Origin of the sequence: Methylocystis sp. MJC1 (assembly GCF_026427715.1) — a bacterium.
Taxonomy (GTDB): Bacteria; Pseudomonadota; Alphaproteobacteria; order Rhizobiales; family Beijerinckiaceae; genus Methylocystis.
In genome coordinates, this window is record NZ_CP107560.1 from 25640 (window position 1) to 51954 (window position 26315).

Here is a 26315-nt window from a genome sequence, read left to right on the forward strand (position 1 = left end):
GGTGTCCGTCACGATTTACCACAACCCCGCCTGCGGCACCTCGCGCAACACGCTGGCGATGATCCGCCAAAGCGGCGAAGAGCCGGTCGTCATCGAATATCTGAAAGACCCGCCGACGCGCGCGCGGCTCGTCGAGCTGATCAAGGCCATGGGCATTTCTGCGCGCGAGCTGCTGCGGCAGAAGGGAACTCCTTATGACACGCTCGGCCTTGCCGATCCCAAATGGACGGAAGATGAGCTGATCGGCTTCATGCTCGAACACCCGATCCTCATCAACCGGCCTATCGTTGTAACGTCGAAGGGCGCGCGGCTGTGCCGCCCTTCCGAGGCCGTGCTCGATATTCTGCCCAATCCGGTGATTGGCGATTTCACCAAGGAAGATGGCGAAGTCGTCACCGGCAAAGGCGCTCAACCCCAATCCTGAAAGGACTGACATGACCACCATTCACGTTTTCGATCCCGCCCTTTGTTGCAGCAGCGGCGTCTGCGGCGTCGATGCGGATCAGGCGCTTATCGCCTTCGCGGCGGATGTCGATTGGGCGAAAAAGAGCGGCGCGCAAATCGAGCGCTTCAACCTTGCGCAGCAACCCATGGCCTTTGCCGACAACGCCACGGTGAAAGGCTTTCTTGAGCGCTCCGGTCAGGAGGCGCTGCCGTTGATCCTCGTCAATGGCGACATTGCGCTTGCCGGACGTTATCCCAACCGCACCGAGCTGGCGCGCTGGGCGGGCGTCAAGGAAGCCGCCGAAGCGCATCAAGGCTCATGCTGCGGCGGCAAGACCTCCTGCTGCTGAGGTAACCCCATGAGATTCCTCGAAGGCGCGCCGCGTTTCCTCTTCTTCACCGGCAAGGGCGGGGTCGGCAAGACCTCGCTGGCCTGCGCCACGGCGATCCAGCTCGCGCAAGCGGGCCGCCGGGTGCTGCTGGTCAGCACCGACCCGGCCTCGAATGTCGGCCAAGTTTTCGGGGGTTCGATCGGGAACAAGATCACCCCGATTAGCGATGTTCCCCGGCTGTTTGCCCTTGAAATCGACCCGGAAGCAGCGGCGCAAGCCTACCGCGACCGCATTGTCGGTCCGGTGCGCGGCAAACTGCCGGAGGCCGTGGTCAAAGGCATTGAGGAACAGCTTTCGGGAGCCTGCACGACGGAAATCGCCGCCTTCGACGAATTCACCGCGCTGCTCACCGATACGGAAATCACCTCGGCTTACGACCATATTGTCTTCGACACCGCGCCGACCGGCCACACCATCAGGCTGTTGCAGCTGCCCGTCGCTTGGTCGGGCTTCCTCGAAGCAGGGCAGGGTGACGCCTCATGCCTTGGGCCGCTGGCGGGCCTCGAAAAGCAGCGCGCCCAATATAAGGCCGCCGTGGAGGCGCTCGCGGATGGACAGCGCACCCGCCTGGTGCTCGTCGCCCGCGCCCAGAATTCGGCGCTGCGCGAAGCGGCGCGCACCCATGGCGAGCTGGCCGCAATCGGCCTCACCCAGCAATTTCTTATCGTCAACGGGCTGTTGCCCAAGGAAGAGGCGGCGCTCGATCCACTCGCCAAGGCCATCTACGGACGCGAGCAAGCGGCCTTGGCCGCGATGCCTGATGCGCTCCGCAGGCTGCCGCGCGATGATGTGCCGCTGAAGCCGTTCAACCTCGTTGGCCTCGCCGCCCTGCGCCAGCTTCTAGTTGAAACCGCGCCCCAGCTGGGCGCGGCGGGCGGGGAGCCGGTCGCGCTGCGCGCGCCGAGCCTCGCCGATCTCGTGGATGACATCGCCGCCGACGGCCATGGGCTGGTCATGCTGATGGGCAAGGGCGGCGTCGGCAAGACGACGCTGGCGGCGGCGGTTGCCGTCGAGCTGGCGCGGCGCGGGCTGCCGGTTCACCTCACCACCTCCGACCCTGCCGCGCATCTCACTGAGACACTGCACGGCTCCATGGCTCATCTGACGGTTAGCCGTATCGACCCCCACGCCGAGACCGAGCGTTACCGGCAAGAAGTGCTGCGCACGAAAGGCGCGAGCCTCGATGCTCAAGGGCGCGCTTTGCTCGAAGAGGATTTGCGCTCGCCCTGCACCGAAGAAATCGCGGTCTTTCAGGCCTTCTCGCGCATCATCCGCGAGGCGGGCGAAAAATTCGTGGTCATGGACACCGCGCCGACCGGCCACACGCTGCTGCTGTTGGACGCGACGGGAGCCTATCACCGTGAGGTCGCGCGCATGCTGGACGCCAAAGGCGCGCATTACACGACCCCGATGATGCAGCTTCAGGACCCCAACCGGACCAAAGTGCTGATCGTCACCTTGGCCGAAACGACACCAGTCCTCGAAGCCGCCAGCCTGCAAGCCGATCTGCGGCGCGCCGGGATCGAGCCATGGGCATGGGTCATCAATAACAGCGTCGCGGCGGCGCGCCCGCGGTCGCCCCTGCTACGCAAGCGCGCCCACAACGAGCTGGCGGAAGTGGAGAAAGTCAAAACATCCCATGCCCGCCGCTACGCCGCCGTGCCGCTGCGTGAGGAAGAACCCGTCGGCGTCGAACGCCTTCTCAAACTGGCCGCGCCCATCAGGGAACCGGCCTAAGCCTGCTTTAGAGGAAGAGTAACGGCCATGAGTGAAGCCTCAACCCTCACGCGCCCGCCGCAGGCCCGCCAAGCGCCCGTCATGGGCGTCTTCGAGCGCTACCTGACGCTCTGGGTCGCGCTTTGCATTGTCGCCGGGGTGGTCCTCGGTCAGGCGATGCCTGCCGTCTTCCGCGCCATAGGCGGCGCGACCGTCGCCGAGGTCAATCTGCCAGTCGCCGTGCTGATCTGGCTGATGATTATCCCCATGCTGCTGAAGATCGACCTTGCGGCTCTCGGGCAGGTCAAGGAGCATTGGCGCGGGATTGCCGTCACGGTCGGGATTAACTGGCTGGTAAAGCCCTTCTCCATGGCGCTGCTCGGCTGGATTTTTATCTCGCACCTGTTCAGGCCGTTCCTGCCTGCCGACCAAATCGACAGCTACATCGCCGGGTTGATCCTGCTGGCCGCCGCGCCCTGCACGGCCATGGTCTTCGTCTGGTCAAACCTCGTGGAGGGCGAGCCGCATTTCACGCTGTCGCAGGTCGCCCTCAATGACAGCATCATGGTGATCGCCTTCGCGCCGATTGTGGCCTTGCTGCTCGGCCTCTCTTCCATCACCGTGCCGTGGAACACGCTGCTGCTCTCAGTCCTGCTCTACATCGTCGTGCCGGTCATCGTCGCGCAACTCTGGCGACGGGCGTTGCTGGCGCGGGGCGGACAGGAGGCCTTGCAGATGACGCTGGCGCGGCTCGGCCCCCTGTCGCTCTCGGCCCTGCTGCTAACGCTCGTCATTCTCTTCGGCCTGCAAGGCGAACAGATCATCCGCCAGCCGCTCGTCATCGGCCTGCTGGCCGTGCCGATCCTGATTCAGGTCTATTTCAATTCGAGCCTCGCCTACCTTCTCAACCGCGCCCTCGGCGTCGAGTGGTGCATCGCCGGTCCGTCGGCATTGATCGGCGCAAGCAACTTCTTCGAGCTGGCAGTCGCGACGGCAATTGCGCTGTTTGGCTTCCAATCGGGGGCGGCGCTGGCGACGGTCGTCGGCGTCCTCGTCGAGGTGCCGGTCATGCTCTCGGTCGTCCATATCGTCCGCCGCTCGCGCGGATGGTATGAACACAGAGCGGCCTAGCTCACAACTCGGACGGGGCATCGCATGTCAAAAAATCCGCTTCGCCACCACACGCCTGACGACGACCCGGAAGCCGGCACGCCCGGCACCGGGGAGGATGTTTGCCCCGACTGCCACGGGACCGGCAAACAGGTCGACAAGAAGACCGGCCTGCCGACAGAAGAGCCCTGCGAACGCTGTGACGGAACCGGGCGAATCGTCGAGGGAATTGGCTAGCAATGAGTGAACTGGAAGAGGCGAAAGCCAAAGCTGCCGCTGCTTACAACGCGGCGGCGGATCATTTTGACCATCCCGTCAGCTCCTTCTGGCATCGCTTCGGTCAACAGACCGTCGAGCGCCTCGGTCTGCGTGAGGGTGAGACGGTTCTCGATGTTTGCTGCGGAAGCGGCGGATCGGCCTTGCCCGCCGCCGAAGCTGTCGGGCCGCAGGGAAAGGTTGTCGCGGTCGATCTCGCTGAGCGGCTCGTCGCCTTGGGGGCGGCGAAGGCGCGCGCCAAGGGCCTCGGCAATATCGAATTCGGGGCAGAGGACATGCTGGCGCTCGGCTATCCCGACGCCAGCTTCGATGTCGCGGTCTGCGTCTTCGGGATTTTCTTCGTCCCCGACATGGTGGCGGCCACCAAGGAACTGTGGCGCATGCTGCGCCCCGGCGGGCGGCTAGCCATCACCACATGGGGGCCGGACCTCTTCGAGCCCGCCAATAGCGCCTTTTGGGAAGCTATTCGCGCGGAACGCCCCGACCTCACAAAGGGCTTCAACCCGTGGGAGCGGATTTCAACGCCTGCGGGGCTCCGCCAGATGCTCGGCGAGGCTGGAATCGAGAAGGCGGAAATTGTCGCGGAAGCCGGAAGCCACCCGCTCAATGCCCCCGAGGATTGGTGGCTCATCGCCATGGGCAGCGGCTATCGCGGCACTCTCGCCCAGCTGAATGCCGCGACGCTCGCGCGGGTCCGCGAGAAGAACCTCGCGGCTATTCTTGGATGCAAGGCCATTGCGACCAATGTCGTTTACGGGGTCGCGACGAAGTAGGAGTCGCCTAACTAACACTACTTTGGCAGATTTGGCTTAACCGGTTTGAGGAGCGGCTTGTCGCAATGCGGGCATCGCTTGGGCGGCGGCCGCGTGAAGAGGTCAAGGATGGCCTGCCGGATGGCGGGCATGCTCGGTTGTGGCGGCGGTCCCCCGACTCTTTTTTTTCCGTCCCGCTGCTTTGAGGCGGCGGGACTGGAGAAAGGCGTAAGCGATCATTGTCATCAAGGCGTGTCGATGTAAGCCCGTCCAGGATCGACCTTCGAAGTGATCGAGGCCGAGTTCCTCCTTGAGCTGCTGATGAGCTTGTTCGCAAATCCATCTGGCTTTGATCGTGGCGGCGAGCGTTTTGAGGCTCGCATCGGCTGGCAAGTTGGACACATAGTATTTTTGCTCGCCTGTCGATCGGCGTTCGCCGACGAGCCAGACTTCCTCGCCCGGCATACGTTGCATGCGATGATCGCGCATGCGGTGCTTGTGGCCATCGGCGACACGAATGCGGCGCGCCGCGAAGAGGCACGTCAACCGGCCTTTCGTGCCCCGCCGCCAACTGACCCTTTGCCATTTCGCGTCGGATAACGCCGCTTCCGCGGAAACAGCGGACTGTTCCGGGATATGGTATTTGCGGGGCTTTCCTGCTTTTGCAACAGGGAATGCAAGAGTGACGTCCGCCGGATAGACATTCTGGCCTCGTGACGGGCCCACCGCCCACAGCAGACCCCGTGCGCTCAAGGCCTGACGGAAAGGCCCACTCGAGCCGTAACCTGAATCGGCTAGGACGCCGCCAAAACGCGCGCCGGAGGCGATGACGCGGTCGATCTCCTCGATCGCGATCTCCGGCTTGCTCAGCGCGGCCCGCCTGTCCTCCGGCACGCGCGCTTGCGCCATGCGCCGGGGATCGCCTGTCCAGCTCTCAGGCAGGAATAGCCGCAACCCCACCATCACCGGAACCTCGCGCGACGCCAGAGTAAGCGAGACCAGCGATTGGCAGTTGGCGGTCTTTCCAAGAGACGAGGCGTATTGCGGCGCAACGCCGACCGAGTGCGCGCCCTTTTTCGGCAAAGCCGTATCGTCTACGATCAACCAAGCGTCGGCGCCGCCGACCATCTTATCAGCTTCGACAAGCAGCGCCTTTTCGAGCGGCGCGGCGTCCCATACGCCGCTGGCGATGAAGTGATGAAGCTGGTCGTATCCAACGTCGCCATCGCGCGCCGCCATAGGCTGGACGCTCTTGCGATCCCCCACGCCGATCAGCCCCGCGACATAGGCCGGGCACATCCGCGCCCGCGCCTTGTGTCGAAGCGCACCGATAAAAGGCGCCAGCCACCGCTCGAGATCAGACTTCCAGCTCTCGTCCATGGCCGGCCCTCCAAGATGCCGACCACCCATGAATCACGCAAAATGATCCGAGGGAATCCCAAAAAAGCGCGACCTCTCAAAAATCTGCCAAAGTAGTGCTAACCCGCGAAGCCCGCCTCTGGCGGGCTTTTTCGTATTCCCGGGCGCCTAGCCTTCGGAGGCGGCGCGGGCGGGCCCGCCAGAAGGCAGCGTAGCGGCCGCCGGCGCCGAGCAGCTGCGGATGGGGGCTTGTGGCAAACAAGTAGCGAGATCGCGGAAAAGCAGGGACCGGCCAATTTCCAGGGATTATCAACTATTTGAAGTCCGAAACAGAGCGCCGCTAGAGGTTTGTGAAAAGGGCAGCGTTTGCCGCTTCGGCGCAATTGAAAAAAATAACGTAAGCAAAGTCAACTCGCAACGGCTCCGGTCGCCACGGCGATGAGTGCGTTGCGCGTCGCCGTTCGTGAGCGGTCGGCCGGGAGCCGGCGTTAATTTATGCTTATTCGCGTGCTATAAGTGACATAGCGCATGGCAAATGAGCGAGAATCTGCGATTGATGGAGAGCGGCACAATAGTTGAAGGCTTGGATATGGCGAAGAAGTCGCGAGGAGCGGGAAGTCCGCCAGCGAAAGAAGAGCGCAAGGATAGGGGCTACCGGCCGAAAGGACGCGATTACCAGAAAGAGCGGCAGGAACTGCTACAAAGCTCGGTCGTGAAAAATATCGCGGATCATATCATTCTGGCGACGGAAGCGTCGGGGATGAGGAAGGGCGATTTTTCGACGATGGTTCTGGGGATTTCGTACACGCAATTTCGTGAGATCAAGAGGCGTGTGGGAAACCCAACGCTGCAAACGCTGGAAAAGATCGCGTCTGCGCTAAAAATCACTCTGCCGGAGTTGTTTGAGCCCCCGCCTGCGGTGAAGCGGCGGCAGGCGCCCGCAAATCGCTATGAAGACCATCTGGACGCGCTCGGAGAAGTGATCTTTGAGCACTGGGAGCGCTCTGGAATGACGAAGCTGGATTTCGCACGGCAAATTAAGCTGTCGCAGCCTCAATTTTATAAGATTCAGAACGGAACTGCGCCGGTGCTTCTTTTGACGCTGGTGCGGGTGGCCGAACAGTTGGGGATCAGCGTTGCGGAACTGCTCGGGGAAGAGCGGCCGAAGCGCAAAGCGTGATGGGGAGCGGGCAGGCACGGGTTGGGGCCTGCGCCGCTAGGCGAGCTGCCATAGGGCCGCTCAACAGGGCGCCAGGCGCTTGGCGAGCGCCTCGCACTTACGGGCCTGTTTCGCGAGCTTCGCGGGCTGCTCTGCCAGCAGTTTCGCAAGGGCGGGCTGTACCCAGGCCGGAATTGCTCGCTCTTGCCGCACCCATTTACGAACGAGGCTAACATCGAGGCTTTCGCGGGCGCCCTGCGGATGCAACGGGCCAAGCATTCGAGCAAGGGCGGTTTGCCATTCGGCTCCGGCGAGTAGTTCGCCGGCGGCGGCGAGGGTGTCGGGGGTCATGGCGCACGTTCTCCGGAAAGGCGGCGGACGCCCTTAGCCGGCGTCCCTGGATTTGGCTTGGTCAATGAGTTTCAATGTTCAGCTTTCGCTCGACGGCTCTCAGTCGTTCGTCGATTTCGCTGATGAGTACGCCGTGACCGATAGCCGAAGAGTGATATTCGACCACGGCGCGACGTAGACCTACAATTTGGTCGGATAGGCGCTTTTCCTGATCCCCCATGCGTTTTTCGATCGTCATTAGGTCGGACGCTACATCGGCGCGAAGGGAGTGAACTTCCGAGCGCACATCGGCGATTTCCGAGCGCAAGTCCGCGATGTCGTCCTTCGTCGCCATCCGTTCGCGCACGTCGCGCAAAAGGTGCAGGATCAAGTTTTCGGGTTCGTCGGCCATTTCAAACCTCTGTGGGCGTGACGCGCGCCACCGTCCCTATGTAGAGGGACAGCGGCGCTTTTGTCAAATTGCAGGTCGGGCGTCGATGTTCCGATCAAGCTCGGCGCGGGCGTGTTCGCCGGTTAGCGGTAGACGCCATCGGACCCGCGCCGCGCCTCGATGGCGCGGCGGGGGTCGTACGGCAGGGCTGCGACAGGACCGCCGCGGCGGGTTGCAGCGGCGGCGGCTTTGACGGCGGCGGAGGCCATTTCGGCAAGGCGTTTGGCGGCGATCGCGAAGACGTCGGGCTCCACGCCGTAGCGGCGCAGGGCGGCGGCGGCGGCGCCCGGCTGCTGGCGCGAGGCGAGGGCGGCGAGCGGCGCGTTGTTCTGCGATCGGGCGGCCTCCTGCTCCTTCCACGCGCGGGCCATGGCGATTTTGCGGGACACTCCCTCGCCAACAAGTTTGTTGGCGCGCCGCATGACGGCGCTGCGGTCAAATTTCGGCTGTTTCATCGGCGGGCCTTTCTCTGGGAGCGGTGATGATCTGCGTTAGGCGAGGGGGAGGGGCTCCAGGGCGCCTTCTGAAAAGGTGTCGCTGTAGGGGCGGCCGTTGATTTCGTATTGGACGCGGTAGCCGCGCCGGGTCACTCGCTTAATGACGCCTTCGAATGTCGCGGCGAGGCGCTTGGCGATGACCTTCTGACCGGCCTTAAATTTGGGCTCGGGGATATTCTCCGGGGAGCCTTTGGCGACAAGCGTGGCCCATGATTTGTCTATGGTCTGCGAGAAGCCCCGGCCGGTATAATTGACGGTGAAAGTCTTCGGGTTGGCGCTAACAACGACGCCTTCGCCAAAGATCGGGTCCTTGATCGTGTCGCCAACGCCAATAGCGGCGGCGTTCGCGTAGCGCTCGATCTGGCGGCGGGTCTCCGCGTCGCCTTTGACGCGGACGGGTGCGAGCGTCTCGGCGCTTCGGCGCAAGCTCTCGGCCTCCGCGAGGGCCTGTCCCGCGTTCATGAAAGCCTTGTCGGCGCGCTCGATGAGCTTGCGGTGACGGCGCGCGGAGTGGTGGCCGAGTTTTACGGGCTCTCCAAGCGCGAGAAATTCCCGCTCATGCGGCGCGATGCGGTTGTGCGCCGTCTGCGCGCGTTTGTCGGCCGCGTCGGCGCGCTTCAAAAGGCGTAGTCGGCGCCGCTCTTGGCGGTCCTGCCGATAAGCGCGCAACGCTTCGCCCGTTAGGGGCTCGAATGCGTCGTCTGCGATCTCGAGTTCGCCGGCGCCGAGGCGCGCGCGCTCGATGAGCGGCGCCGCGCGCGCCATGTCCTCCACGCGGAAAAGGTAGCCCATTCGGTCGCGTGACCAAAGGCCGCCAGCAGCTCGCAATTCGCGGCGAACGGGGTAGGTTTTGCCTGTGACCAGATAAGCGCGCATGGGTCGGCCCTGAGAAAAAGTGCGGGGAGCGGCCCGGCGCCGCTTTGCGGCGCCGGAGTTTTTTGGCGCGCCCCGCGAAGGGCGCGCCCTTGTCGGTTAGGCGGCGGATTTGAGAAGTTGCGCCATCCGTTCGCCCAAAACCCAAAGGGCCTTGTTGAGCTTAACGTCTTGGTCGATGCCGTTGATTTCGCGCGTCGTGACCATGCGGCCACGGCGGCGGCGTCCTCGTTCGTCCGTGGTCGCGGGGGCGCGAGCGGAGAGGCCGCCACGAATGACGTTTTCTTGTATGACGTTAAAGGTGGTCCACAAGTCGCCTGCGGTGTCGTCTGCGCGACGGGGCGCAAGCAACTGCGCGGGCTGAATGGGGGTCGCGACCTTTCCATCAGCGTCGGCAAAGCGAAGGATGTGCGCGCTTTCTGCAAGAGCGGCCTTCGCCTCGTAGGGCAGTTTCACATTGCCCCAGTCCTGCGGCGCGGCAAGGATGTTTTCAGCCTCGCCGAGAACGCGATAGGTGCCTTCGATAACCTTGCCGATAGCGTCGCCGCTATGCCTGACCTTCACGCTGTCTATGGTGGCGGTCTGCGCGACTAGCGAGTTTTTGCAGCGGATGCGGAACAAACCGGCCATGAGGTCGTAAGCGCTCGTCCCGTCGTTCGCGTTCTTGAGGATGATCTCGCAAACGGTGTCGCCAACCTGATACGCGCGGGCGTCGTCGAGGCGACGCAAGCGGATCATATGTTTCGTGAAGTCGTACTTGCTATCGTCGCGCGAGCGCGACTGACGAACGGCGACGGGGGCGAAGCCTTCTTTTTGCAGCCCGCGCGAAACTTCGATTGTGGGAATAGGGGCGAAGCGTTCCGAACGGCTGGCGTGTGCCTCAACGGCGAAGATGGAAGGCGCGGCGCGGCGCATTTCGTCGTCGGTGAGAGCGCGAGCGGAACCGTCGAAAGCGGCGGTGCGAGGGGCATAGATTGTGTGATTCATCGCAAACATTTTTTCTCTCCATTTGTTCAGCAACCCTATGTCCCTTAATATAGGGCCATTCTATTCCTTCGTCAATTTTAAAATGCAGCCAAGGTGATTTTACGTTTTGTTTTTATTCGTGTTTCGCGTCCGGATGTTCCTTGTTCGACGCGCCGCAGGCGTGGCGAAAAGCAGACGTTCCTCGTCCCGACGCCTTCGGCGTAAACGCCGCGCGCAGCGCGAGTCACCCGGAAGGGGCGTCGCTTGCGACCCAGCGCGTTTACGCGCTTGACCGCGCGAGCACGGAGTTATGCTGATGGGCCGAGACGAAAACGAAAAAGTATGTGCGCCGAAGGCGCACGCCGCTTAGAATCGGCGTCGCGCTTTGCGCGACCACATAGGATGCTTGCGCGATGGGATCGTTACCCGAAGGGCGGAGACCCGTAGGGGCTCCGGGAGCTCCGCTGGCGCGAGTAGAGCCCGGCCCGGAGGGCGCGCCCTTAAACGACGGAGAAGGAGGCGGCGAATGTTACGACGGCAACGACGCGAATGGATGCTTTTGTTTATTGGGCTGACGGCGTTTCTGCCGACTGAGCTTCGGGCGGAGGCGGGGCGTCACGTCGCGATTTACTACGCGCCCGAAACGAATTTGGAAGAGATTGACGTGAACATTTTGAACCAGGCGTCACCCGGTTCGACGATAAATTTTGCTGCATTCGTGTTGAGTGATTATCGCGTGATCGACGCCTTGCGAGAAGCGGCGGACAAGGGGGTAAAGGTTCGCGTCTATTTGGACCCTCGGGAGCTGCAACAGCTCCATTTGTTCGATAAGCACCCGTTGACTCGCCTGTCACGTACCCAAAATGTTTCGATCCGCGTGAAATCCGCTGACGGGGGACTGATGCACCTGAAAGGGTACACGATCGGCGACGTAATTTTGCGAACGGGTTCGGCGAATGACTCGGTGTCTGGTCTGGCGCGACAGGACAATGATTTGGTGCTGGTAACTGAGCGGGAAGCAGCGCAGAGTTTCAATCAGAAATTCGAGCTGATGTGGGCGCGACCGTCAAATCAAAGGTTTGAGACGTTTTACGAGTCCATGACGGCCAGCGGCGAGACGGGGAAAGAAGCGAAAGACGCCGGCCGCTAGGCCGGCGTCTTACGGCTTTTCTTTCGCCATCGCGCGCCATATTTCGGCGTAGTCGTCGCTCGTCCATGGGCATTGAATGTCGGTTTCAATGTGTGGATTGGCTATGGCGAATTGTTTCGCGCCGGTTAGGCCGACAGGATCGGGGTCGGCAAAGATGGTGACGCGCCGGGTCGTGGGTGGGAGTTTGACGAGCTGATACCGTCCTTCGCCCAACGTGGCCCAGGTCCGTAAGTTGTGAATGAGCATAGCGGCCCATGCGGTCTCGAAGCCTTCGGCGAGCCCAATGTGTTCGGCAGCGGGGGCGAGGCGCAAGGCGCCTGAGCCAAGCGGGCCGACGGATCTCCGCGGTTCTAAGACGTCGGCTTTCGAGCGCCCTGTAGGGTCGAGAAAAGTGATTTGAACCGCGGTGAGTTCGCGAGCGACGTTCTGGACAGCGGCGATCAGACAGGGGAACGCTCGATCGCGATCGTATTTATAGGACCGAAGGAATCGGATGGTTGAGGGCGGCGCGAAGTCAAACCCGCGCGAGCGAAGATAGGTTTCGGCGGGGGTTCCCGGCGTGGGAATGGCGGCGCGCCAGAGCTTGAGAGCCCAATCGCTGGTGGTTCGCTTCGGCGCGACCACAGGCGTCCGTGGTGACTTTTCGTAAGGAAGAGGGAGCCCACTGGCGGTAAGCCGCGCGATTTCAGCTAGGACGTCGGAAGGGCGGCAGCCCGCGAAGCAATAAACCACCAGGCCCTTGTCGCCATCAGAGACGCCGAGAGACGGTCTGAGGTCTCGGCGGCCTTTACCGTGGGAGGGGACGGGGCAATGGCAAATGTACCCGCCTCCGGTAGGTCGTCCGCGCAAATATTTGGCGACGGTGGCTGCTGTGAGGTTCACAACAGCGAGCCGTTCCACTTGTTAGCGGCTTTGAAGAAGATGGCGACACGGCCGGATGGTTCGCGCTGCATCTCGTCGAAGGTTATGGAGAGAGTGCACGTTACTCCGGTTGGGATGGTGGCGCCCTGAATCATGGGAACTTGCGCGCCTTGGTTGCATCTCTCGATCTTTATGATGAAGGCTGCGCGCTTCCGTTTTTTGGCGGCGAGACACTCCGGCGATTGTTGCTGTTTGATGGGGTCAACGAGAGACATGCACTCGTTTATCGCGCCTTCACTGTAGAGAGCGTCCGCTGCTTGCTGATCGATTGGGATGTCGACGGAGGGTTTGCAGCCGGAAGCCGAGAGTACCAACGCAGCAAGATAAGCGAGGCGAAAGTGAGGCTTCATTTTCGGTCTTCCTTGGCGACGCGTGAGGGGCGGCGACAGTTGGCTATTTGAGAGGGTTCTGCCTTGTGGTGAGGGCGTTCGACATGATGGCGTGAGGGTGGGGGAAATCAGGCGCAGCCCATAGGCCGCGCTTCTCCTTTTTCGCGGTCAGTTCGGCAATGAGATAGGGTTGATAGACCGCCTTCCCGGTCGCGGCGAGCGCGGCGAAGCCGAAACCCTCGGTGGTTAGGATGGTGCCTAGATCAAGGGTATTTGCGCCGACGTGCGCCGCGCAGATTGCGAGGATCACGGGCGGAGTTCCGGTTTGTGCGAGCGCCGTACACGTCGGTTTGGTGTCGCGGGCGAGAGCGGCAAGATAAGCAAGAGAGGCTTCGCCGCAGTCCGTTTTTCGCCCTGCCTGATTTGTGAAAGCGGTGCGACGGATACAGGATTGGACCCCGTACAGGCGAATGGTTTGGCCGTTTTGAACCCACGTGTCCCCTGTAATGAAGGTGACGCCTCTTTGGGGGATGTCAAAGACAGATGTCGTTTTCGGATGCGGGTTGGGGAGGGGCGTCGGCGTGGGAACTGTTTGGGCGACGGCGGCGGTGGCGATTAAGGATGTGGCCACGACAAGGGCGTTTCGCATCATGTGGGCTTCGCGCGTTATGAGGGAGCGAATTAGGCGGAAAGGCTGACGGCGGGAGTGGTCGGCGCTGGAGTGGTTGGGAAGTCGCCGGGGCCGGAGGGACAGCCGCCGTTGGAACCAGAGGAACCGGAGTCATTTTTGCAACTCGGGTCTGCCAGAGAGCGCGCGTTTTTCGCCATGTCGCAAATTGTCGTGCCGTTAATGTCTTGAAAGCCCGAGCAATGGCCTGAGTTTAGCATCTTTTGGCAGTTGCCGGTCCCGAGCTGGATGCAAGAGGCGATAAAGCCCGCGTCGACTTTTTGGCCGTCGAATGTACCCATGGACATCAGTTGGCTGACGGTGCCGGAACTGTATCCGTCGTTCGTCAGTTTTGCCCATGTATCAGCCTGAAACTGTAATGATTGGCAACCAAATTCCTCGCGGGTCATACCATTTGCATATTTCTTGATATTTGAATTGTTGAGCTGAAAAATGCCTGTGCAACAGGACCCGTTATAGATTCCCTTGTTTCCGCCGGACTCGAAGCGACCGAGGCCGCCGAGGGAGCAAGAGGTGCTTTTGAGCTCGTTTCGTAACGATGAATTGTTGACCGCGTTTGTGATTTCCTGCGCGGAATAATTCGTCTTCTCGCAATACTGCGCGGCATAGGCCGTAGTGATAAACGCGCTGATGAGCATGATTGCCAGGCGACGAAAATGGCGCTTGTGCATTTGCGTTATCCTCTAATCGGTACGCGTCGCTTCATTTCAGGGTAATGGATCGCTGGCAGGCAGGGAGCATTTTGCCGCCGACTCTTGTTTGCAGTCGAAGGACGCCACGCTCGCGATCGAACGCAACGAACGTATCGTCGTCGCGGTTTTGCGCAGGCAAGTCCGAGTCGCTATGGTCGATATAGCAGCCGGTCGCTTTCTGAACGTTGATGAGCTTGCCGTTTTTGAGGCGAGCGATTTTTACCTCGCAAATCTCGGGCTCGATATTCGAGGCGAAATTATTGGCGGCGCCTTCGCAAGAGCGGGTCGACGCGATCGAGACAATCAGCGTTTCGCCGTCGAGCGGAAAGTCTTTCGAGATGATGCTGAGCGCGGCGTTCTCGTTTGGAGCGAGGGTTTTTTGAAGGTCTTTATCGGCGCGGACGAACGCGTTTTGGCTTTGGATTTCGCTGCGCCAGATGACGGCGAGCGGGTTCGTGGCCGGAAGCGAGCGCGCGTTGCTGTAAGACATCGGTTGCGACGTTTGGGCAAGCGCAGAAACCGGAGCGGCAAATAGGAAGGCGACACAAGTTGAGGCGATGCACATAGCGAAGCTCCTGCGAGAGTTTCGCGAGCGCCAGCCTTCGTCCCGAAGCGGTGTCAAGGCCGCGCGTAGCGCGCCCGAAGGGTTGCCTTGATTTCGCGCCGGGCGAGGGCAAGCTGCATTCTCTCGTCGGGCGAGCTGAGCTGTATCGCGTGGAAACATGATCGTCCTCCGGAATCGCGGCGTCTCAAGCGACGGCTATTTGGTTACGTCGAGTGCGGTTGTGAACGAGCATCTGGCGAATAGGTGGCCGTTCAACACGGCGGATGTCGTCATTTGAGGCGTGCCGTCAATGACGCGGAAGGTCGCTTGCGCCGCGTTCCAGCCGAAATCTGAAACGGTCGGTGAGGCGTTCTCGCGATGGACGATGCAAATGTCGTTGATTTGGTGGGGTCCTGAGACGCGGCCATCAGAGAAGAAGCGCATGGTGCGGGCCGGACAGGTCGAAATGGTCGCGCCGTTCTCGGAACCGATGGGCGCGCAGGCGCGGACGGAATAGAAAACGCCAATTTCTTGGCGAGAGTCGGGACGAGCAATGCTGACGTGAGCCGCGAACGCCTTGCCGTCGCCCTCGGGGGACAGCTCGGGCTCGGAATGGAAAAACTTAGCCCAATGTAGGTCTGCGTCGTTCTGGGGGAGGCGTTCAAAGCTCGTATATGCGAACGGGACGGGGCCAACTTGCTCGGCGGCGGCGGGGGGCGCGACGGCGAAAAAAGCAGCGATAAAAATATGCTGGCTGCGAAGCGTTGGCATTGGCGTACCACCTATTCGCGTGAAAAATCTCTCTGACTGCGGAATGCGCCGTCGTGAAGAAAGGATGGAACGAACGCCAATAGGAATGAGAGAGCCGCAAACCCGATCAGTTGGCCGACTCTCTCGGCTGGCCCACCCGGCAAGGGAGAGAACGCGGATACCAGAAAACAGAAGTTGCCGATGGAATAGAGCCCATGCACAAGGCGGAGCGCGATGGCCGTCGCTTTAGAAGAAGCGGATATAGCTGCTACTGCGACGGAAAGCGCAATCATGGCGCCGACGCCGATCGTGGCGGAGCGGAAGTAGAACCCTGCTGCGGTCCCCGCGATAATGATCTCTAGGAATATAAGCCATGAACCGTCCAGAGAGCGGTCGAGTTCGGCTTGACGAATGGCCGCGCGGAAATCGTTGGCTCGCGACATAGCCTCCTCCTCCAAAAAGTTGAATCGCAATCAGCATTTAGGCCCGTATTTGGGTCGGCCGAACCCGCATCGACGACGCTCAATATGGCCTTGTCGCAACAGAGAGTTTACCGCGAACGCGGTCAACAGACAAGGCATTGACGCCTGAATAGCCACTGGGTAGAACAGGGCTCTATTAAGAGGCCACTATGAAAATCACTTATTTTTCGTGCGTTTGTGCCTGCTTGATTCTGTCCCCGTCCGCTGCGATCGCTGACAAAGCGCCTCGGAAGGCGGTTCGTGCGATTGATCCTGGCCAGTGCATGCCCGGCCCTGACTCCGAGACGATCCGGGGGCTCGTGAAGAACGAGGCGAGCCAACAGGGCGTGGATGTGAAACTCGCGCTTGCAATCGTTGAGGCAGAGTCGTCGAGCGGGGTCAATCTCAACTCTGAACGCGGCGCTCGCGGGCCGATGCAGGTTATACCGGAGACGGCGGTTCGTTACGGGGTAACGAACCTTTGCAACCCCAACGAAAACATCCGCGCAGGCGTCTCCTATTTAAAGGACCTGTCCGACGAGTTTAACGCGAACGTTCTGCTGGTGGCGGCGGCTTACAACGCGGGGCCGGAGCGCGTTTACGAGGCCCGAGGCGTGCCGGCGATCTCTGAAACGGTTCGCTTCGTCGCATCAGTGACCAATGCGTATTGGGGTTTCGGGACGCATGTGTCTCGAAAAGGCGGGCGCGTCAAAACCGCGTCCGCAGCGGTCGCGCCAACCGATGGCGCCGGAAAGGATGCGGGCGGCCTCACGTGGATTGGGGGGTCAGTCCTTTACGTCGAAGAAGGAGTTAAGAACGATGAAAAATAGAAAAGCGACGGCTGTCGCTCTTTTGGCGGTCGTCCTCGCTTGCGCTACCGTCGATGTTGCAGCGTCTCAGCAATTTCAGCCAATTAACAACGCCGTCAACTCCGTTCTGCAATTTCTGACTGGGACATTCGCTACCACGTCGGCGACGCTGGCTGTGGCGGCTGTTGGCTTCCTCGCGTTGACGTCGCGTATTCCGTGGTTTTGGGCGTTCGCCGTGGTTGTCGGCGTGGCGCTCATTTTCGGATCGTCTCAGATCGTGTCGACGCTCCAGGGCGGCCTCGGCGGCTGATGCAACTGGAGGAAGACACCCCTCCGCATCTCGATCCATTGGTGGGCGGCCTGACGAGGCCGCCCATGATGCTCGGCGTGCCGTTCAACCTGTTCGTCATCGAAGTTTGCGTGATCGTGATGATAATGATTAACGCCAGGAATTTGTTGGTATTCTTGTTGTTGATCCCAATTCACGGCGCGGCTTACGCGTTGACGGTCCGAGACCCGCGTTTTCTGGACGTGGCGATCGTCAAATTCAGCAAATGTCCCGTCACGCGAAATCACACGTTTTGGGGCGGCGATTCCTATAGCCCATAAATTTGAGGTCGTTCGTGCAACAGTGGCTCAAACGTTCAATTAAATTTGGTTCTCGCGCTTCGTTGGAAATTCCTGTCGCGCGTCATTTACCGTTTTTGAGACACGCTGACGCTCGAACGATCGTGACGAAGGACGGTCATTTCGTCAGCGTCGTGAAAATGGGCGGCTTTTGTTTTCAGACCGCAGACCAAGCCGAAATCGACATGCGGTTGACAGCCCGTAACACTGTTATCCGGGCGATGAACGACTCTCGTTTTGCGGTGTATTCGCACATCGTACGGCGAGAGGTGTCCCCGACGATCGGGGGGCGGGTCGACAACTGGTTTGCCGGCGAGCTGGATCGGCGGTTCATGGCGAGCCTCGCCGATAAGCGGATGTTTGTGAATGATCTCTATTTCACGGTCATCCGGCGCGGGTTTCAGGGCCGCGTAGGATTGGCTGAGAGCATTGGAAAATATTTCCGCAAGAGCTTGGGCGTGGATGAGGCCGAGTTCAGGCGTGAGGCGATGCAGGAATTGCGTGATGTCGTCTCTAACCTCGAAAAGGAATTTCGGCGCTATCAACCTCGCATTTTGAAAGCAGTTCGCCGGGGCGATGCGGTGTTCTCCGAGCCCTGCGAGTTCTTCATTCAACTCGTCAACGGGGGCATACCGCAGCCGGTGGCGTTACCGCGGATGGGGTTGGATCAGTACTTGGCCCCAAAGCGGGTGACATTCGGGAAGAAAGCATTCGAGATACGCGGGGCCTCTGAGGATGAAACCCGCTTCGGCGCGATGTTGTCGATCAAGGAATATCCGCCCTATTCGGGAGCAGGAATGATCGACGGACTTCTTCGGATACCGGCTGAGCTGATTGTCACGCAATCGTTCTCGCTCGCGGATCGGGCGCCGGTGTTGTCGCTGGTCAAGAAGGTCGAGCGTCAAATCGGCGCCTCCGATGAGGCGGGAACGGAAGTCGAGGAAGCGATAGCGACTGCTCGAAACGAGCTTCTGACGAACCGGACAGTGCTTGGTGAGCATCATTTAACCGTCCAATGTCTGGGTCGCTCGCTTAGGGAGCTCGATCGCTGTTTGGAGGCGGCGAACGAAGAATTGCAGAGCATGGGTACGATCGTCGTTCGCGAGGACATGAATGCAGAACCCTGCTTCTGGGCGCAGCTCCCAGGCAATTTCGGCTATATCGCGCGGAGGGCGCTGATCTCGTCCCGGAATTTCTGCGGGTTCGCGAGCCTGCACAATTTCGCGGTCGGGAAGGCGGACGGAAATCGTTGGGGTCCGGCGATCGCGATTTTGGAGACGACGAGTCAAACGCCGTACTACTTCAATTTTCATAGGCGACAGGTCGGGTCGTTCACCGTCGTAGGTCCTACGGGCTCGGGTAAAACCGTCGCACTCGGGTTTTTGCTGTGCGAGGCGATGCGTATCTCGCCTCGCCCGCGCGTGGCGTTCTTCGATAAGGATCGGGGCGCAGACCCGCTCATTCGTGCATTGGGCGGCCGATATGAAGCGCTGATCCCAGGGCGTCCAACGGGGTTCAATCCGCTGCACGTGCCAGATACACCCGTGGATCGGGCCTTCCTAAACGCGCTCCTACAATTTCTTGTGAGGCCGCGCGACGGGGGCGATTTGAGCGCCGAACAGCAAAAGATCGTAGAAAGCGCGGTCGAACAGGTTTTTGAGATCCCGGTTCGTGAGCGGCGGTTCGATGAAGTGCCTGACCTGCTCCGGGGTCGCGAGCGGGCGAGCCACGATGATCTGGCCTCGCGATTTCAGGTGTGGCTCAAGAGCCGAGGGTGGCTTTTCAACAACGCCACTGATGTCTGGGACGCCTCGAACGGCATATTCGGATTCGATATGACGCTCGTACTCGAGGACGCGGACATAAGGACGGCGGCTCTCGCTTACATCTTTCACCGGATAGAGTCGCTGATGGACGGAACGCCTCTCATCATGGTCATCGACGAAGGGTGGAAAATTCTGGACGATCCGAAATTCGCGACGTTTTTGAACGATAAACTCAAAACAATCCGAAAGCTGAACGGCATTATCGGCTTTGGAACGCAGTCGGCGCGAGACATTGTAACGGCGGAGAAGGGACACACTCTGCTCGAACAAACGCCGACGAACCTATTTTTTCCCAACCCGAGAGCCGATGAAGAAAGTCATCGGGTTCGGTTTGGCCTCTCCCACCAGGAATTTAAGTGGGTGAAGGACACATCTCCCGAGTCCCGCCAGTTCCTCATTAAGCACGACCACGATTCTGTGATTGCAAAGCTCGATCTGTCTTCGATGCAGGATTTCGTGAAAGTGCTGTCCGGGAACGTCGAGACCGTCGCGGAATGCGAGGAATTGAGAGAACGGCTCGGGGATGCGCCCGAGAAATGGCTTCCTGTGTTCTGCGGTTGGGAGAAGGAGAGTCGCCATGCGCGGTAACGTGGCTTTCGCTTTGGGATGCCTGCTTTCGACGACGGCCTTGGCCGCCGTTCCGGTCGCGGACGCGCCGCGTGAGGGGACTGAAAAGTCCATTTCCGACTGCATGAAAAAGGCACGTCAATCCAAGGACGACACCCTGAAACCGTCGAAGGGAATTACGGGGAGCGTCAAGTCGCCGGGGACCGGCGCCGGGCAGACGCCGGGTGGAACGAAGGATGTCACGGGTACGACCGCAGACGCCGGGAACAAGGTCGCAAACCTCGATGTGAGCCCGATGATGGCCTATGGGCCACAGTCGGTTGGGGGACTGAGTGTGAAGTCGGCCGCGCAGTCGGTCGCGTCTTCTCAGGCCGTCTCCGGGGCGCTTAGCGACAGCGTAGGCGGGTTTCAGAGCGCCGGGGCGTCGGTCGGCGGGGTCGACCCAATACAAGGGGCATGGAATCAAAACTCGGTTGCGAGAGTCGGCAACGGCTCGCTTTGGAACCAAGGGATTCAGGTCGCCGCTGTAGTGGCGGATTTGATGACGCAGCGCACGTTGCGCGGAGTGTATGCGCAGAACGCCGACGCCGCGGTGATGAGCTTCGACCCGATGCTGATGACATTGGTGGGCGCCGCCGTGGCTGTAAGCGCGGACAATTCACAACAAACCGTATTGTTCACACCGTCCTACAACACGGTGTCGGCCAATTTGGGACAAGTTCAACGTCAAGTCGTGAATGGAGGCGTCGTGAAATGAAAAAGGTTGTCCTGATCGCGAGCTACTTCGCGCTTTTCTCTGGCGGCGCATTTGCCCAAGTACCAGTTATCGACAATGCGACTCTGACGCAGGCGACACAAACGGCGTCGAACACCGCAAGTATCATGCAAACAAACCAACAGATTTTGGACACTGTAAATCAGACGCTCCAGGCGGTGACAGGCAATCGCTCGACGGACTCGATTGCTCAGGCCGCTCTCGGGGGTGGGTTCTCGATGTCGGGCGCGCCGGACTTCTCGCCGATCCTTGGGGGTTCGGCGATGGCGTGGGGCAATTTGGGGCAGTTCGGAAACTTCGCCTCGCAAATTATCAACGGTCTCAACCTCGTGAAAAGCCTGTCGGGGAACCTGTCCGGTCCATTGGACGGAACGGACATGGCCTATCAAGGTGCGGTGAACACGACAGGCGCGCTTATGGGGATGGTGTCGGGTGCGCAAACTGCGTCGAAGACGCGAAGCTCGTCATTCCAGAGTGCGGGCGGGCAGATCGGTTCTGCGGCAGATATTAAGGGCTCGATCGACCAGAACTCGCAATTGCAGGTCCAGACCGGCCTGACAATTAATGAGTTGATCGGCGTTGTGAACGGAACAAACGCCGCGCTCAACGCGCAGCAAATGCAGGAACTGGCGGGAGCGTCGAAGCTCGCAAACGTGATGACCTTCGATCCGGCAAAAATGACGTTGGTGGGGAACTAATGACTCGGATTGTGCTGATCCTTCTCGGGTCCGTGGCGCTAGTCGCTTTGTCTGCTTGCGCGCACCAAGAGCTTACGGCTCCTTGTCGCTTTTCCGGGATCAGTTTCGGGTCGGCATTTGCGAGCGATTGCGGCGAGGCGAGGCCAGTGAACCGATGAACGACATCATTGGGAAATTCTTCGCCGCGATTGATACGCAGGCGTTGACCGTAGTGCAGTCGCTCTATGAAGCGTTGGCGACAGCCCTCGAACCGATATTCTTTCTGGGGCTGACTGTCTACATAGCGATGTGGGGCTATCAGATGATGTTCGGGCGTGCGCCGCTGCACGCCTGGACGATCCTATGGAATGTTGCGAGAGCGATGCTGATCTATACGCTCGCGTTCAAATGGGCGGAATATTCGGCAATCGTATCCGACGTCTTGACGAAGGCGCCCGACTCGTTCGCGACGGTTGTGTGCAACGCCATGGGTGGAACGAATTGCGGTTCGCCGGAAGCGTCGGTCTCAAACGGGCTTACAACGCTCTGGATGGCAGCTCTCGACGCCGCGAAGAAGATCATGGCGGGAGGCGGAACGTTCTCGTCGGTCGGGTTGGCCATTGTGGCGGGTCTTCTTTTGGTGGTGACGCTCGTTTTTCTGGCGATAGCATGCTCGCTGGTGTTGCTCGGCAAATTGGCGCTGTTTGTGGTACTTGGACTTGCGCCGTTCTTCGTGGCGATGGCGCTTTTTGATGCTTCGTCCTTCTTGTTTAATGGGTGGATGAGGGAGGCGATAAAGCACGCCCTCGTGCCAGTTATCGTTTACGGAATGGTCGGCTTTTTCATTAAGCTCGGCCAGAACGCCATCAACAATCTCTCGACGATTACCGATTTTACGAGCGCGATGACGGTGGTAGCGCCCTTCGTGCTCCTCATGTTCATCGGCTGGTTCGTCCTGCCCCAATCAATCGCAATTGCCGCCTCGATCGTGGGTGGACACGCGTTGCGCGATCCCCTGACGCCGATGGTGCAAGGCCGGATGGTGAGCGCGGGCGAGCGTGGTTGGAATGGCTTTACGGGCGGGTTGGCGGCTGCAAGGAACGTCTTGGCGCTGCGCTTGGCGAATGCGAGAGCCGCAGGCATGTCTCAAGGCACGAATACGATGTTCGACGGCGGGAGCGGTGGCGCGAACGCGGTAGGTCGTCAAATTCAGGCGGCGTTGCGCAACGTGAGGCGCTAGGCGGAGCTTTTCATAGATGCAAACCAATGAGCGACAGAACGGGTCTGACGAAGATCCGGTTGAGAGGTCTTACTATCGCGACGGCGAGCGGTGGGAGCAGGAAGTCTACCGGAAGGTAGCGCTGTCCCGCGACGTGTGGCGAATTGTGGCGGTATGCCTCGGCGCGGGAGTCGCCGTCGCTCTCGGCGTGCTCTGGGAGCTGGTCCCGTTGAAATCGACTGAGGTTGTCGTCCTCCAAGTCGATAAGACGACGGGCTTCACACAGATCGCCCGGCCGCTCGAAGAAGGGGGACCGATTTCTGAACGCGATGCCGTGACGCAAGCTTTCATCGTGCGTTATATCCGGGCGCGCGAGACCTATGATCCGCCCGCGCTGCGAGACAATTTCGAGCTTGCCTCTTTGCTGTCGTGCTGTGCGGCGGCAAAAGAGTTGCAGGAGCTATATTCGGGTTCAAACCCGAAAAACCCTATGAAGCTTTGGGGTATTCAGACTCGCGTGAGCGTGTACGTCAAGTCTGTGAATTTCCTCACGGACCAATGGAAGACCGATCCACGGACGCCGGGGACCGCCGCGGTGCGGTTTGAAACGACGCGGCGCGGTGAGCATGGCGAGCGCGTCACTGAGCATTGGTTCGCCAACGTCAGATTTCGTTACACCGCCGAGCCGCTCAAGAACGAGTGGCGATATGACAACCCGCTTGGCTTTCAGGTCATTGAATACCGCAAGGACCAAGAAAGCGTAGCGCCGACCGTCGCGGGAGGCGTCCGGTGAAAAAAAGTGCGAGATTTGCGGTGGCAGTTTGCGCAATGGCCGTAGCGTCTTCGGCGATGGCGGAACGGGCGCCGCGCCCAGTGCCGGCGGACTACAGGATTCGGACCGTGCCGTTCGAGAAAGATAACGTCGTCATGCTTTACGGCACCATGGGCGTCTCGACGATGATCGTTTTCGGTGAGGATGAACGAATTGCAACGGTGGCGATGGGCGATACGCTGGCATGGCAGGCGGTGCCCGACCAGTCCAAACGCTTTTTGTTCCTCAAGCCGCTAGATCGGGATGCGGCGACGAACATGAACGTCGTCACGAACAAAAGGATTTATAACTTCGTCCTTAAGCCCGGAACGATCGGGGGCGAGAAGGCGGTTTACAAACTGCGTTTCACCTATCCCGATGAAGAGACCAGCGCTCGCCTTCTCAATCAAGCAAGGGAGATGGCGGCGTGGCCGAATTTGAAGGGACTGACGTGGGAGAATATGAATCTCGACTACGTCTACAAAGGCAGAGAGATTACCAAGCCCGCAAACGTCTTCGACGACAGCGTGAAAACCTTCTTCTATTTCGAGGGTGACGTACCGGCGATCTTTCAAGTCAACTCAGACATGACCGAAACGCTCGTAAATTACCGTCGCGAAGGAAGGTGGATCGTGGTGGATAAGGTCGCGGGGCAATGGACCTTGCGACATGGCGATGAATCCACCTGCGTGTTCAATTTGCGAGGTCGCAAAGAGGAAATGCCGCGCGTCGATGTGACGGACGTTCAACCGACGCTGCAAGCGCAACACGCGCCAACCGAAAATGTCTTCGAGCGGGTGCTTTCGACGTTCGCCGCCGCGCAACAATAAGGGTTGAACATGCCGAACGATGATTTCGAGCTCGAAGGCCGGCTTGCGGAAACAGTCACGCGGCGCGGGGCAAATCCGAATTTGATGGTAGGGGCGGCGGCCTTGGGAGCCGCTGCGCTTTTCCTCGGGGTAGTTGCTTACACTTCGAATGCGAAAAAGCCGAAGAAGCCGCCCGAGTCGGCGGAGGTATTTAACACGGCGAAGATGGAACCGGGTATCAGCTTCGATAAGCCCGCGCCGAAAGAGGAAAACAAGCTCACGCTGCCACCGGCAACACCCGTGGCTGCCCCTGTCTCCCAGGGGCCGGTAATCGTCCCAGCGGACCAGGCGGTGGTTGACGACTCAGCGGCGCGTGAAGCGGCAGAACTCGAGAAGCGTCGTAAGGAGGAAGAAGCGAGAAGGCTGGCGCGTTTGCGATCGCCGATGCTCATTGTGGATCAAAAGGACGCTTCGGCGGCGGCCGCCGAAGGCGGCACTGTGAGAGTCCAGGCGCAGGACGAAGAAAAAGACGAAAATCGACGGTTTCAGCAAAACGTCGCCGGTCAAGAGGTCGAAGTCGCGCGGGCGCGTAAGAACCATCGTATTGATGCGCTGGTGCCGCAAGGGACGTTTATTCGGGCGTCTCTGGAAACGGCCATCCAAAGCGATTTGCCCGGCATGGTTCGCGCGATCACGAGCGAGGACGTGTATTCCTTTGACGGCCGGCGTGTGCTGCTCCCGAAGGGGACGATGCTGACGGGCGAATATCGGTCGGCAATCGCGCGAGGGCAAACGCGCGTCTTCATCGTGTGGACACGCGTTCTCCGGGCGGATGGGGTTTCGCTCATGCTCGGATCGAACGGCGCGGATGATCTGGGACGTGCCGGGATGGCGGGCGAGGTCGACAATCATTACTTCGAACGCTTCGGGTCAGCGACGCTTCTGACCGTCGTGGGTGGTGCCGCCCAAATGGCGGGCTCAATCGGCCAATACATGAACTTGAACAATCAGGGTCAGGGTTATGTGCTTGATCCCATCACCGGGCAACTAACGGCGCTCTACAATCAAAATGCTCAAATGCTTCAATATGGCGCGCAAATCGGCGGGCAAACGATAGCGCGGACCCTCACGCAACTGGCGCAAGAGGCGCTTAAAGACTCGATCGGGATTAAGCCGACGATCTACATAGATCAGGGCGCTAAGGTCATCGTGTTCGTGAAGCGAGACTTGGATTTTTCGGGTCTGTATCAGGACCCTGTGAAAGAGGCGCTCTATGAATTACAACATCCCAATCGGGACAAAGGACGACGCCCGGGAGTCGCTGTGGGTGACGCTGCCGCGCTACCTGCGCCAGGCGGCGGAGCCTATCCGCGAATGGTTACAAAACCCTGATGTCGTCGAGATATGCGTCAATAGACCGGGCGAGGTTTGGGTTGAGGCGCTTGGCGTGCCGCATATGCAACGCTTTGAGGTTGAAGCGCTAACGCAAGATGTTGTTCGCCGGATAGCTGAGCATGTGGCGGGCAACACAAACCAAAGCGTAAATGAGACGACGCCTTTGTTGTCGGCCGCGATGCCACATGGCGAACGGTTTCAAGGCGTACTGACTCCAGCGACGCCCCATGGGGGCGGATTCTCAATTCGCAAGCAGGTCATCTCTGATTTGACGCTTGAGAATTATGAGACGCTCGGGGGCTTCGATGATGTGCGAGTTCGGGGCGCGGAGAACGGCGAGAAAGGCTTCCTCTCTGAGGAAGAGAAAGAGCTGTCGGCGTTATTGAAGGTCAATACGCCAGCGGGAATGAGGAAGGCGCTCGCATTCGCGGTGAAAAACCATTTCACGGCGATTATCTCGGGGGGAACGTCGTCTGGAAAGACCACGTTCCTGAACGCTCTGCTCAAGGAAATCCCTGAGACGGAGCGCGTCATTTCGATAGAGGACACGGCCGAGCTGAAACCGCCGCAACCGAACTGGCTATCGCTGATCGCGTCCAAGGGCGGGCAGGGCCTCGCGAATGTGACGGTTCAAAGCCTGCTCGAAGCGAGTCTCCGGCTGCGGCCGGATCGACTGTTCGTCGGGGAGATTCGCGGCGCCGAAGCCTATACCTTCCTGCAAGCGGTCAACACGGGTCATCCAGGCTCATTGACGACGCTTCATGCGAATAGCACGGAAGGCGCATTCGAACGGTTGGCGCTTGCGACATTAGAAGCGGGGCGTGGGCTGTCGAAGGCTGAAATCGACCGATACGCTCGCTTCGTCGTTCCGGTCGTCGTGCAATTGCGCCGAAGGCCGCGACGCGGCGTGGCGGAAATCTACTTTAATCGCTTCGCTTAA

31 protein-coding genes and 1 pseudogene are annotated in these 26315 nt (G+C 60.2%); 19 read left to right on the plus strand and 13 right to left on the minus strand.

Translation table 11 applies throughout. The features are described from left to right. The first annotated feature begins 1 nt into the window (after position 1). From arsC to OGR47_RS20770, 6 genes are all read left to right on the plus strand, one after another. Positions 2-424 (plus strand): arsenate reductase (glutaredoxin), encoded by a 423-nt coding sequence (gene arsC / locus OGR47_RS20745; RefSeq protein WP_165055523.1) that lies wholly within the window; start codon positions 2-4, stop codon positions 422-424. A gap of 10 nt (positions 425-434) precedes the next feature. After that, positions 435-794: an arsenite efflux transporter metallochaperone ArsD gene (gene arsD, locus OGR47_RS20750; protein ID WP_165055524.1), complete on the plus strand. Its 360-nt coding sequence runs from the start codon at positions 435-437 to the stop codon at positions 792-794. A 9-nt stretch (positions 795-803) separates the two neighbouring features. Continuing rightward, positions 804-2573: an arsenical pump-driving ATPase gene (gene arsA / locus OGR47_RS20755; RefSeq protein ID WP_165055525.1), complete on the plus strand. Its 1770-nt coding sequence runs from the start codon at positions 804-806 to the stop codon at positions 2571-2573. A gap of 81 nt (positions 2574-2654) precedes the next feature. Next, positions 2655-3683, plus strand: a complete 1029-nt coding sequence (gene arsB / locus OGR47_RS20760) for an ACR3 family arsenite efflux transporter (RefSeq protein WP_165055570.1) — start codon at positions 2655-2657, stop codon at positions 3681-3683. A gap of 24 nt (positions 3684-3707) precedes the next feature. After that, positions 3708-3899 (plus strand): hypothetical protein, encoded by a 192-nt coding sequence (locus OGR47_RS20765; RefSeq protein WP_165055526.1) that lies wholly within the window; start codon positions 3708-3710, stop codon positions 3897-3899. 2 nt (positions 3900-3901) lie between these two features. Further along, positions 3902-4711, plus strand: a complete 810-nt coding sequence (locus tag OGR47_RS20770; RefSeq protein ID WP_165055527.1) for a class I SAM-dependent methyltransferase — start codon at positions 3902-3904, stop codon at positions 4709-4711. 102 nt (positions 4712-4813) lie between these two features. Here OGR47_RS20770 and OGR47_RS20775 read toward each other — a convergent pair. Further along, positions 4814-6107, minus strand: a pseudogene (locus tag OGR47_RS20775) (IS701 family transposase). A gap of 477 nt (positions 6108-6584) precedes the next feature. On the opposite strand from OGR47_RS20775, the gene OGR47_RS20780 reads away from it, so the two are divergent. After that, positions 6585-7229 (plus strand): helix-turn-helix domain-containing protein, encoded by a 645-nt coding sequence (locus OGR47_RS20780; RefSeq protein ID WP_165055529.1) that lies wholly within the window; start codon positions 6585-6587, stop codon positions 7227-7229. Between the two features lie 60 nt (positions 7230-7289). Here the strand turns inward: OGR47_RS20780 and OGR47_RS20785 are convergent, their stop codons facing one another. From OGR47_RS20785 to OGR47_RS20805, 5 genes are all read right to left on the minus strand, one after another. After that, on the minus strand, positions 7290-7559 hold the full coding sequence (locus OGR47_RS20785; RefSeq protein WP_165055530.1) for a hypothetical protein: 270 nt from the start codon (positions 7557-7559) through the stop codon (positions 7290-7292). A 61-nt stretch (positions 7560-7620) separates the two neighbouring features. After that, the gene (locus OGR47_RS20790; protein WP_165055531.1) at positions 7621-7950 is read right to left on the minus strand and encodes a hypothetical protein; all 330 of its coding nucleotides are present in this window, start codon (positions 7948-7950) and stop codon (positions 7621-7623) included. 122 nt (positions 7951-8072) lie between these two features. After that, positions 8073-8444 (minus strand): hypothetical protein, encoded by a 372-nt coding sequence (locus OGR47_RS20795; RefSeq protein ID WP_165055533.1) that lies wholly within the window; start codon positions 8442-8444, stop codon positions 8073-8075. Between the two features lie 36 nt (positions 8445-8480). Continuing rightward, positions 8481-9362, minus strand: coding sequence for a DUF3560 domain-containing protein (locus OGR47_RS20800; protein ID WP_253948150.1), 882 nt, complete (start codon positions 9360-9362; stop codon positions 8481-8483). Positions 9363-9458: 96 nt separating this feature from the next. After that, positions 9459-10274 carry a DUF932 domain-containing protein gene (locus OGR47_RS20805; RefSeq protein WP_246729844.1) on the minus strand — a complete coding sequence of 272 codons (816 nt, stop codon included), beginning with the start codon at positions 10272-10274 and terminating at the stop codon, positions 9459-9461. Between the two features lie 577 nt (positions 10275-10851). On the opposite strand from OGR47_RS20805, the gene OGR47_RS20810 reads away from it, so the two are divergent. After that, a complete protein-coding gene (locus OGR47_RS20810; protein ID WP_165055534.1) occupies positions 10852-11475 on the plus strand; it encodes a phospholipase D-like domain-containing protein in 624 nt (207 codons plus the stop codon). 9 nt (positions 11476-11484) lie between these two features. On the opposite strand, the gene OGR47_RS20815 is transcribed toward OGR47_RS20810, so the two are convergent. The 7 genes from OGR47_RS20815 to OGR47_RS20845 form a co-directional block, all read right to left on the minus strand. Continuing rightward, positions 11485-11787 carry a toprim domain-containing protein gene (locus tag OGR47_RS20815; protein WP_165055535.1) on the minus strand — a complete coding sequence of 101 codons (303 nt, stop codon included), beginning with the start codon at positions 11785-11787 and terminating at the stop codon, positions 11485-11487. 566 nt (positions 11788-12353) lie between these two features. Next, positions 12354-12746, minus strand: a complete 393-nt coding sequence (locus tag OGR47_RS20820; RefSeq protein ID WP_165055536.1) for a hypothetical protein — start codon at positions 12744-12746, stop codon at positions 12354-12356. Between the two features lie 43 nt (positions 12747-12789). Further along, positions 12790-13377 carry a thermonuclease family protein gene (locus tag OGR47_RS20825; protein WP_165055537.1) on the minus strand — a complete coding sequence of 196 codons (588 nt, stop codon included), beginning with the start codon at positions 13375-13377 and terminating at the stop codon, positions 12790-12792. A 29-nt stretch (positions 13378-13406) separates the two neighbouring features. Further along, positions 13407-14084 carry a hypothetical protein gene (locus OGR47_RS20830; protein WP_246729845.1) on the minus strand — a complete coding sequence of 226 codons (678 nt, stop codon included), beginning with the start codon at positions 14082-14084 and terminating at the stop codon, positions 13407-13409. Positions 14085-14115: 31 nt separating this feature from the next. Further along, positions 14116-14670, minus strand: coding sequence for a hypothetical protein (locus OGR47_RS20835; protein ID WP_165055538.1), 555 nt, complete (start codon positions 14668-14670; stop codon positions 14116-14118). A gap of 195 nt (positions 14671-14865) precedes the next feature. Continuing rightward, positions 14866-15420 carry a hypothetical protein gene (locus OGR47_RS20840; RefSeq protein ID WP_165055539.1) on the minus strand — a complete coding sequence of 185 codons (555 nt, stop codon included), beginning with the start codon at positions 15418-15420 and terminating at the stop codon, positions 14866-14868. An 11-nt stretch (positions 15421-15431) separates the two neighbouring features. Then, on the minus strand, positions 15432-15842 hold the full coding sequence (locus tag OGR47_RS20845) for a hypothetical protein (RefSeq protein WP_165055540.1): 411 nt from the start codon (positions 15840-15842) through the stop codon (positions 15432-15434). A gap of 188 nt (positions 15843-16030) precedes the next feature. On the opposite strand from OGR47_RS20845, the gene OGR47_RS20850 reads away from it, so the two are divergent. The 11 genes from OGR47_RS20850 (at position 16031) to virB11 (ending at position 26315) form a co-directional block, all read left to right on the plus strand. Further along, the gene (locus OGR47_RS20850) at positions 16031-16690 is read left to right on the plus strand and encodes a lytic transglycosylase domain-containing protein (RefSeq protein WP_246729846.1); all 660 of its coding nucleotides are present in this window, start codon (positions 16031-16033) and stop codon (positions 16688-16690) included. After that, a complete protein-coding gene (locus tag OGR47_RS20855; protein WP_165055541.1) occupies positions 16680-16979 on the plus strand; it encodes a TrbC/VirB2 family protein in 300 nt (99 codons plus the stop codon). The genes OGR47_RS20850 and OGR47_RS20855 overlap by 11 nt, the downstream gene beginning before the upstream one ends. Then, positions 16979-17278 (plus strand): type IV secretion system protein VirB3, encoded by a 300-nt coding sequence (locus OGR47_RS20860; protein ID WP_165055542.1) that lies wholly within the window; start codon positions 16979-16981, stop codon positions 17276-17278. The genes OGR47_RS20855 and OGR47_RS20860 overlap by 1 nt, the downstream gene beginning before the upstream one ends. A 14-nt stretch (positions 17279-17292) precedes the next feature. Continuing rightward, positions 17293-19710 carry a VirB4 family type IV secretion/conjugal transfer ATPase gene (locus OGR47_RS20865; protein ID WP_165055543.1) on the plus strand — a complete coding sequence of 806 codons (2418 nt, stop codon included), beginning with the start codon at positions 17293-17295 and terminating at the stop codon, positions 19708-19710. Further along, positions 19700-20446 (plus strand): hypothetical protein, encoded by a 747-nt coding sequence (locus OGR47_RS20870; RefSeq protein WP_165055544.1) that lies wholly within the window; start codon positions 19700-19702, stop codon positions 20444-20446. Before OGR47_RS20865 ends, OGR47_RS20870 begins: the two co-directional genes overlap by 11 nt. Beyond that, complete coding sequence (locus OGR47_RS20875) at positions 20443-21162, plus strand: type IV secretion system protein (protein ID WP_165055545.1); 720 nt, start codon at positions 20443-20445, stop codon at positions 21160-21162. Before OGR47_RS20870 ends, OGR47_RS20875 begins: the two co-directional genes overlap by 4 nt. A 154-nt stretch (positions 21163-21316) precedes the next feature. Beyond that, positions 21317-22381 (plus strand): type IV secretion system protein, encoded by a 1065-nt coding sequence (locus OGR47_RS20880; RefSeq protein WP_216697988.1) that lies wholly within the window; start codon positions 21317-21319, stop codon positions 22379-22381. A gap of 16 nt (positions 22382-22397) precedes the next feature. Further along, complete coding sequence (locus OGR47_RS20885; RefSeq protein ID WP_165055548.1) at positions 22398-23153, plus strand: virB8 family protein; 756 nt, start codon at positions 22398-22400, stop codon at positions 23151-23153. Beyond that, a complete protein-coding gene (locus OGR47_RS20890; protein WP_246729847.1) occupies positions 23150-24001 on the plus strand; it encodes a TrbG/VirB9 family P-type conjugative transfer protein in 852 nt (283 codons plus the stop codon). Before OGR47_RS20885 ends, OGR47_RS20890 begins: the two co-directional genes overlap by 4 nt. A 9-nt stretch (positions 24002-24010) precedes the next feature. Further along, entirely contained in the window at positions 24011-25372 is a 1362-nt protein-coding gene (virB10, locus tag OGR47_RS20895) for a type IV secretion system protein VirB10 (protein WP_165055549.1), read from the plus strand. Beyond that, on the plus strand, positions 25254-26315 hold the full coding sequence (gene virB11, locus OGR47_RS20900) for a P-type DNA transfer ATPase VirB11 (protein ID WP_165055550.1): 1062 nt from the start codon (positions 25254-25256) through the stop codon (positions 26313-26315). The genes virB10 and virB11 overlap by 119 nt, the downstream gene beginning before the upstream one ends.

Bases quoted from the DNA above. Each gene is read 5' to 3' on its own strand.
- arsD (WP_165055524.1), top strand. From the start codon at position 435: ATGACCACCATTCACGTTTTCGATCCCGCCCTTTGTTGCAGCAGCGGC.
- arsA (WP_165055525.1), top strand. From the start codon at position 804: ATGAGATTCCTCGAAGGCGCGCCGCGTTTCCTCTTCTTCACCGGCAAG.
- arsB (WP_165055570.1), top strand. From the start codon at position 2,655: ATGGGCGTCTTCGAGCGCTACCTGACGCTCTGGGTCGCGCTTTGCATT.
- OGR47_RS20765 (WP_165055526.1), top strand. From the start codon at position 3,708: ATGTCAAAAAATCCGCTTCGCCACCACACGCCTGACGACGACCCGGAA.
- OGR47_RS20770 (WP_165055527.1), top strand. From the start codon at position 3,902: ATGAGTGAACTGGAAGAGGCGAAAGCCAAAGCTGCCGCTGCTTACAAC.
- OGR47_RS20780 (WP_165055529.1), top strand. From the start codon at position 6,585: ATGAGCGAGAATCTGCGATTGATGGAGAGCGGCACAATAGTTGAAGGC.
- OGR47_RS20785 (WP_165055530.1), bottom strand. From the start codon at position 7,559: ATGACCCCCGACACCCTCGCCGCCGCCGGCGAACTACTCGCCGGAGCC.
- OGR47_RS20790 (WP_165055531.1), bottom strand. From the start codon at position 7,950: ATGGCCGACGAACCCGAAAACTTGATCCTGCACCTTTTGCGCGACGTG.
- OGR47_RS20795 (WP_165055533.1), bottom strand. From the start codon at position 8,444: ATGAAACAGCCGAAATTTGACCGCAGCGCCGTCATGCGGCGCGCCAAC.
- OGR47_RS20800 (WP_253948150.1), bottom strand. From the start codon at position 9,362: ATGCGCGCTTATCTGGTCACAGGCAAAACCTACCCCGTTCGCCGCGAA.
- OGR47_RS20805 (WP_246729844.1), bottom strand. From the start codon at position 10,274: ATGCGCCGCGCCGCGCCTTCCATCTTCGCCGTTGAGGCACACGCCAGC.
- OGR47_RS20810 (WP_165055534.1), top strand. From the start codon at position 10,852: ATGTTACGACGGCAACGACGCGAATGGATGCTTTTGTTTATTGGGCTG.
- OGR47_RS20820 (WP_165055536.1), bottom strand. From the start codon at position 12,746: ATGAAGCCTCACTTTCGCCTCGCTTATCTTGCTGCGTTGGTACTCTCG.
- OGR47_RS20825 (WP_165055537.1), bottom strand. From the start codon at position 13,377: ATGATGCGAAACGCCCTTGTCGTGGCCACATCCTTAATCGCCACCGCC.
- OGR47_RS20830 (WP_246729845.1), bottom strand. From the start codon at position 14,084: ATGCACAAGCGCCATTTTCGTCGCCTGGCAATCATGCTCATCAGCGCG.
- OGR47_RS20835 (WP_165055538.1), bottom strand. From the start codon at position 14,670: ATGTGCATCGCCTCAACTTGTGTCGCCTTCCTATTTGCCGCTCCGGTT.
- OGR47_RS20840 (WP_165055539.1), bottom strand. From the start codon at position 15,420: ATGCCAACGCTTCGCAGCCAGCATATTTTTATCGCTGCTTTTTTCGCC.
- OGR47_RS20845 (WP_165055540.1), bottom strand. From the start codon at position 15,842: ATGTCGCGAGCCAACGATTTCCGCGCGGCCATTCGTCAAGCCGAACTC.
- OGR47_RS20850 (WP_246729846.1), top strand. From the start codon at position 16,031: ATGAAAATCACTTATTTTTCGTGCGTTTGTGCCTGCTTGATTCTGTCC.
- OGR47_RS20855 (WP_165055541.1), top strand. From the start codon at position 16,680: ATGAAAAATAGAAAAGCGACGGCTGTCGCTCTTTTGGCGGTCGTCCTC.
- OGR47_RS20860 (WP_165055542.1), top strand. From the start codon at position 16,979: ATGCAACTGGAGGAAGACACCCCTCCGCATCTCGATCCATTGGTGGGC.
- OGR47_RS20870 (WP_165055544.1), top strand. From the start codon at position 19,700: ATGCGCGGTAACGTGGCTTTCGCTTTGGGATGCCTGCTTTCGACGACG.
- OGR47_RS20875 (WP_165055545.1), top strand. From the start codon at position 20,443: ATGAAAAAGGTTGTCCTGATCGCGAGCTACTTCGCGCTTTTCTCTGGC.
- OGR47_RS20880 (WP_216697988.1), top strand. From the start codon at position 21,317: ATGAACGACATCATTGGGAAATTCTTCGCCGCGATTGATACGCAGGCG.
- OGR47_RS20885 (WP_165055548.1), top strand. From the start codon at position 22,398: ATGCAAACCAATGAGCGACAGAACGGGTCTGACGAAGATCCGGTTGAG.
- virB10 (WP_165055549.1), top strand. From the start codon at position 24,011: ATGCCGAACGATGATTTCGAGCTCGAAGGCCGGCTTGCGGAAACAGTC.
- virB11 (WP_165055550.1), top strand. From the start codon at position 25,254: ATGAATTACAACATCCCAATCGGGACAAAGGACGACGCCCGGGAGTCG.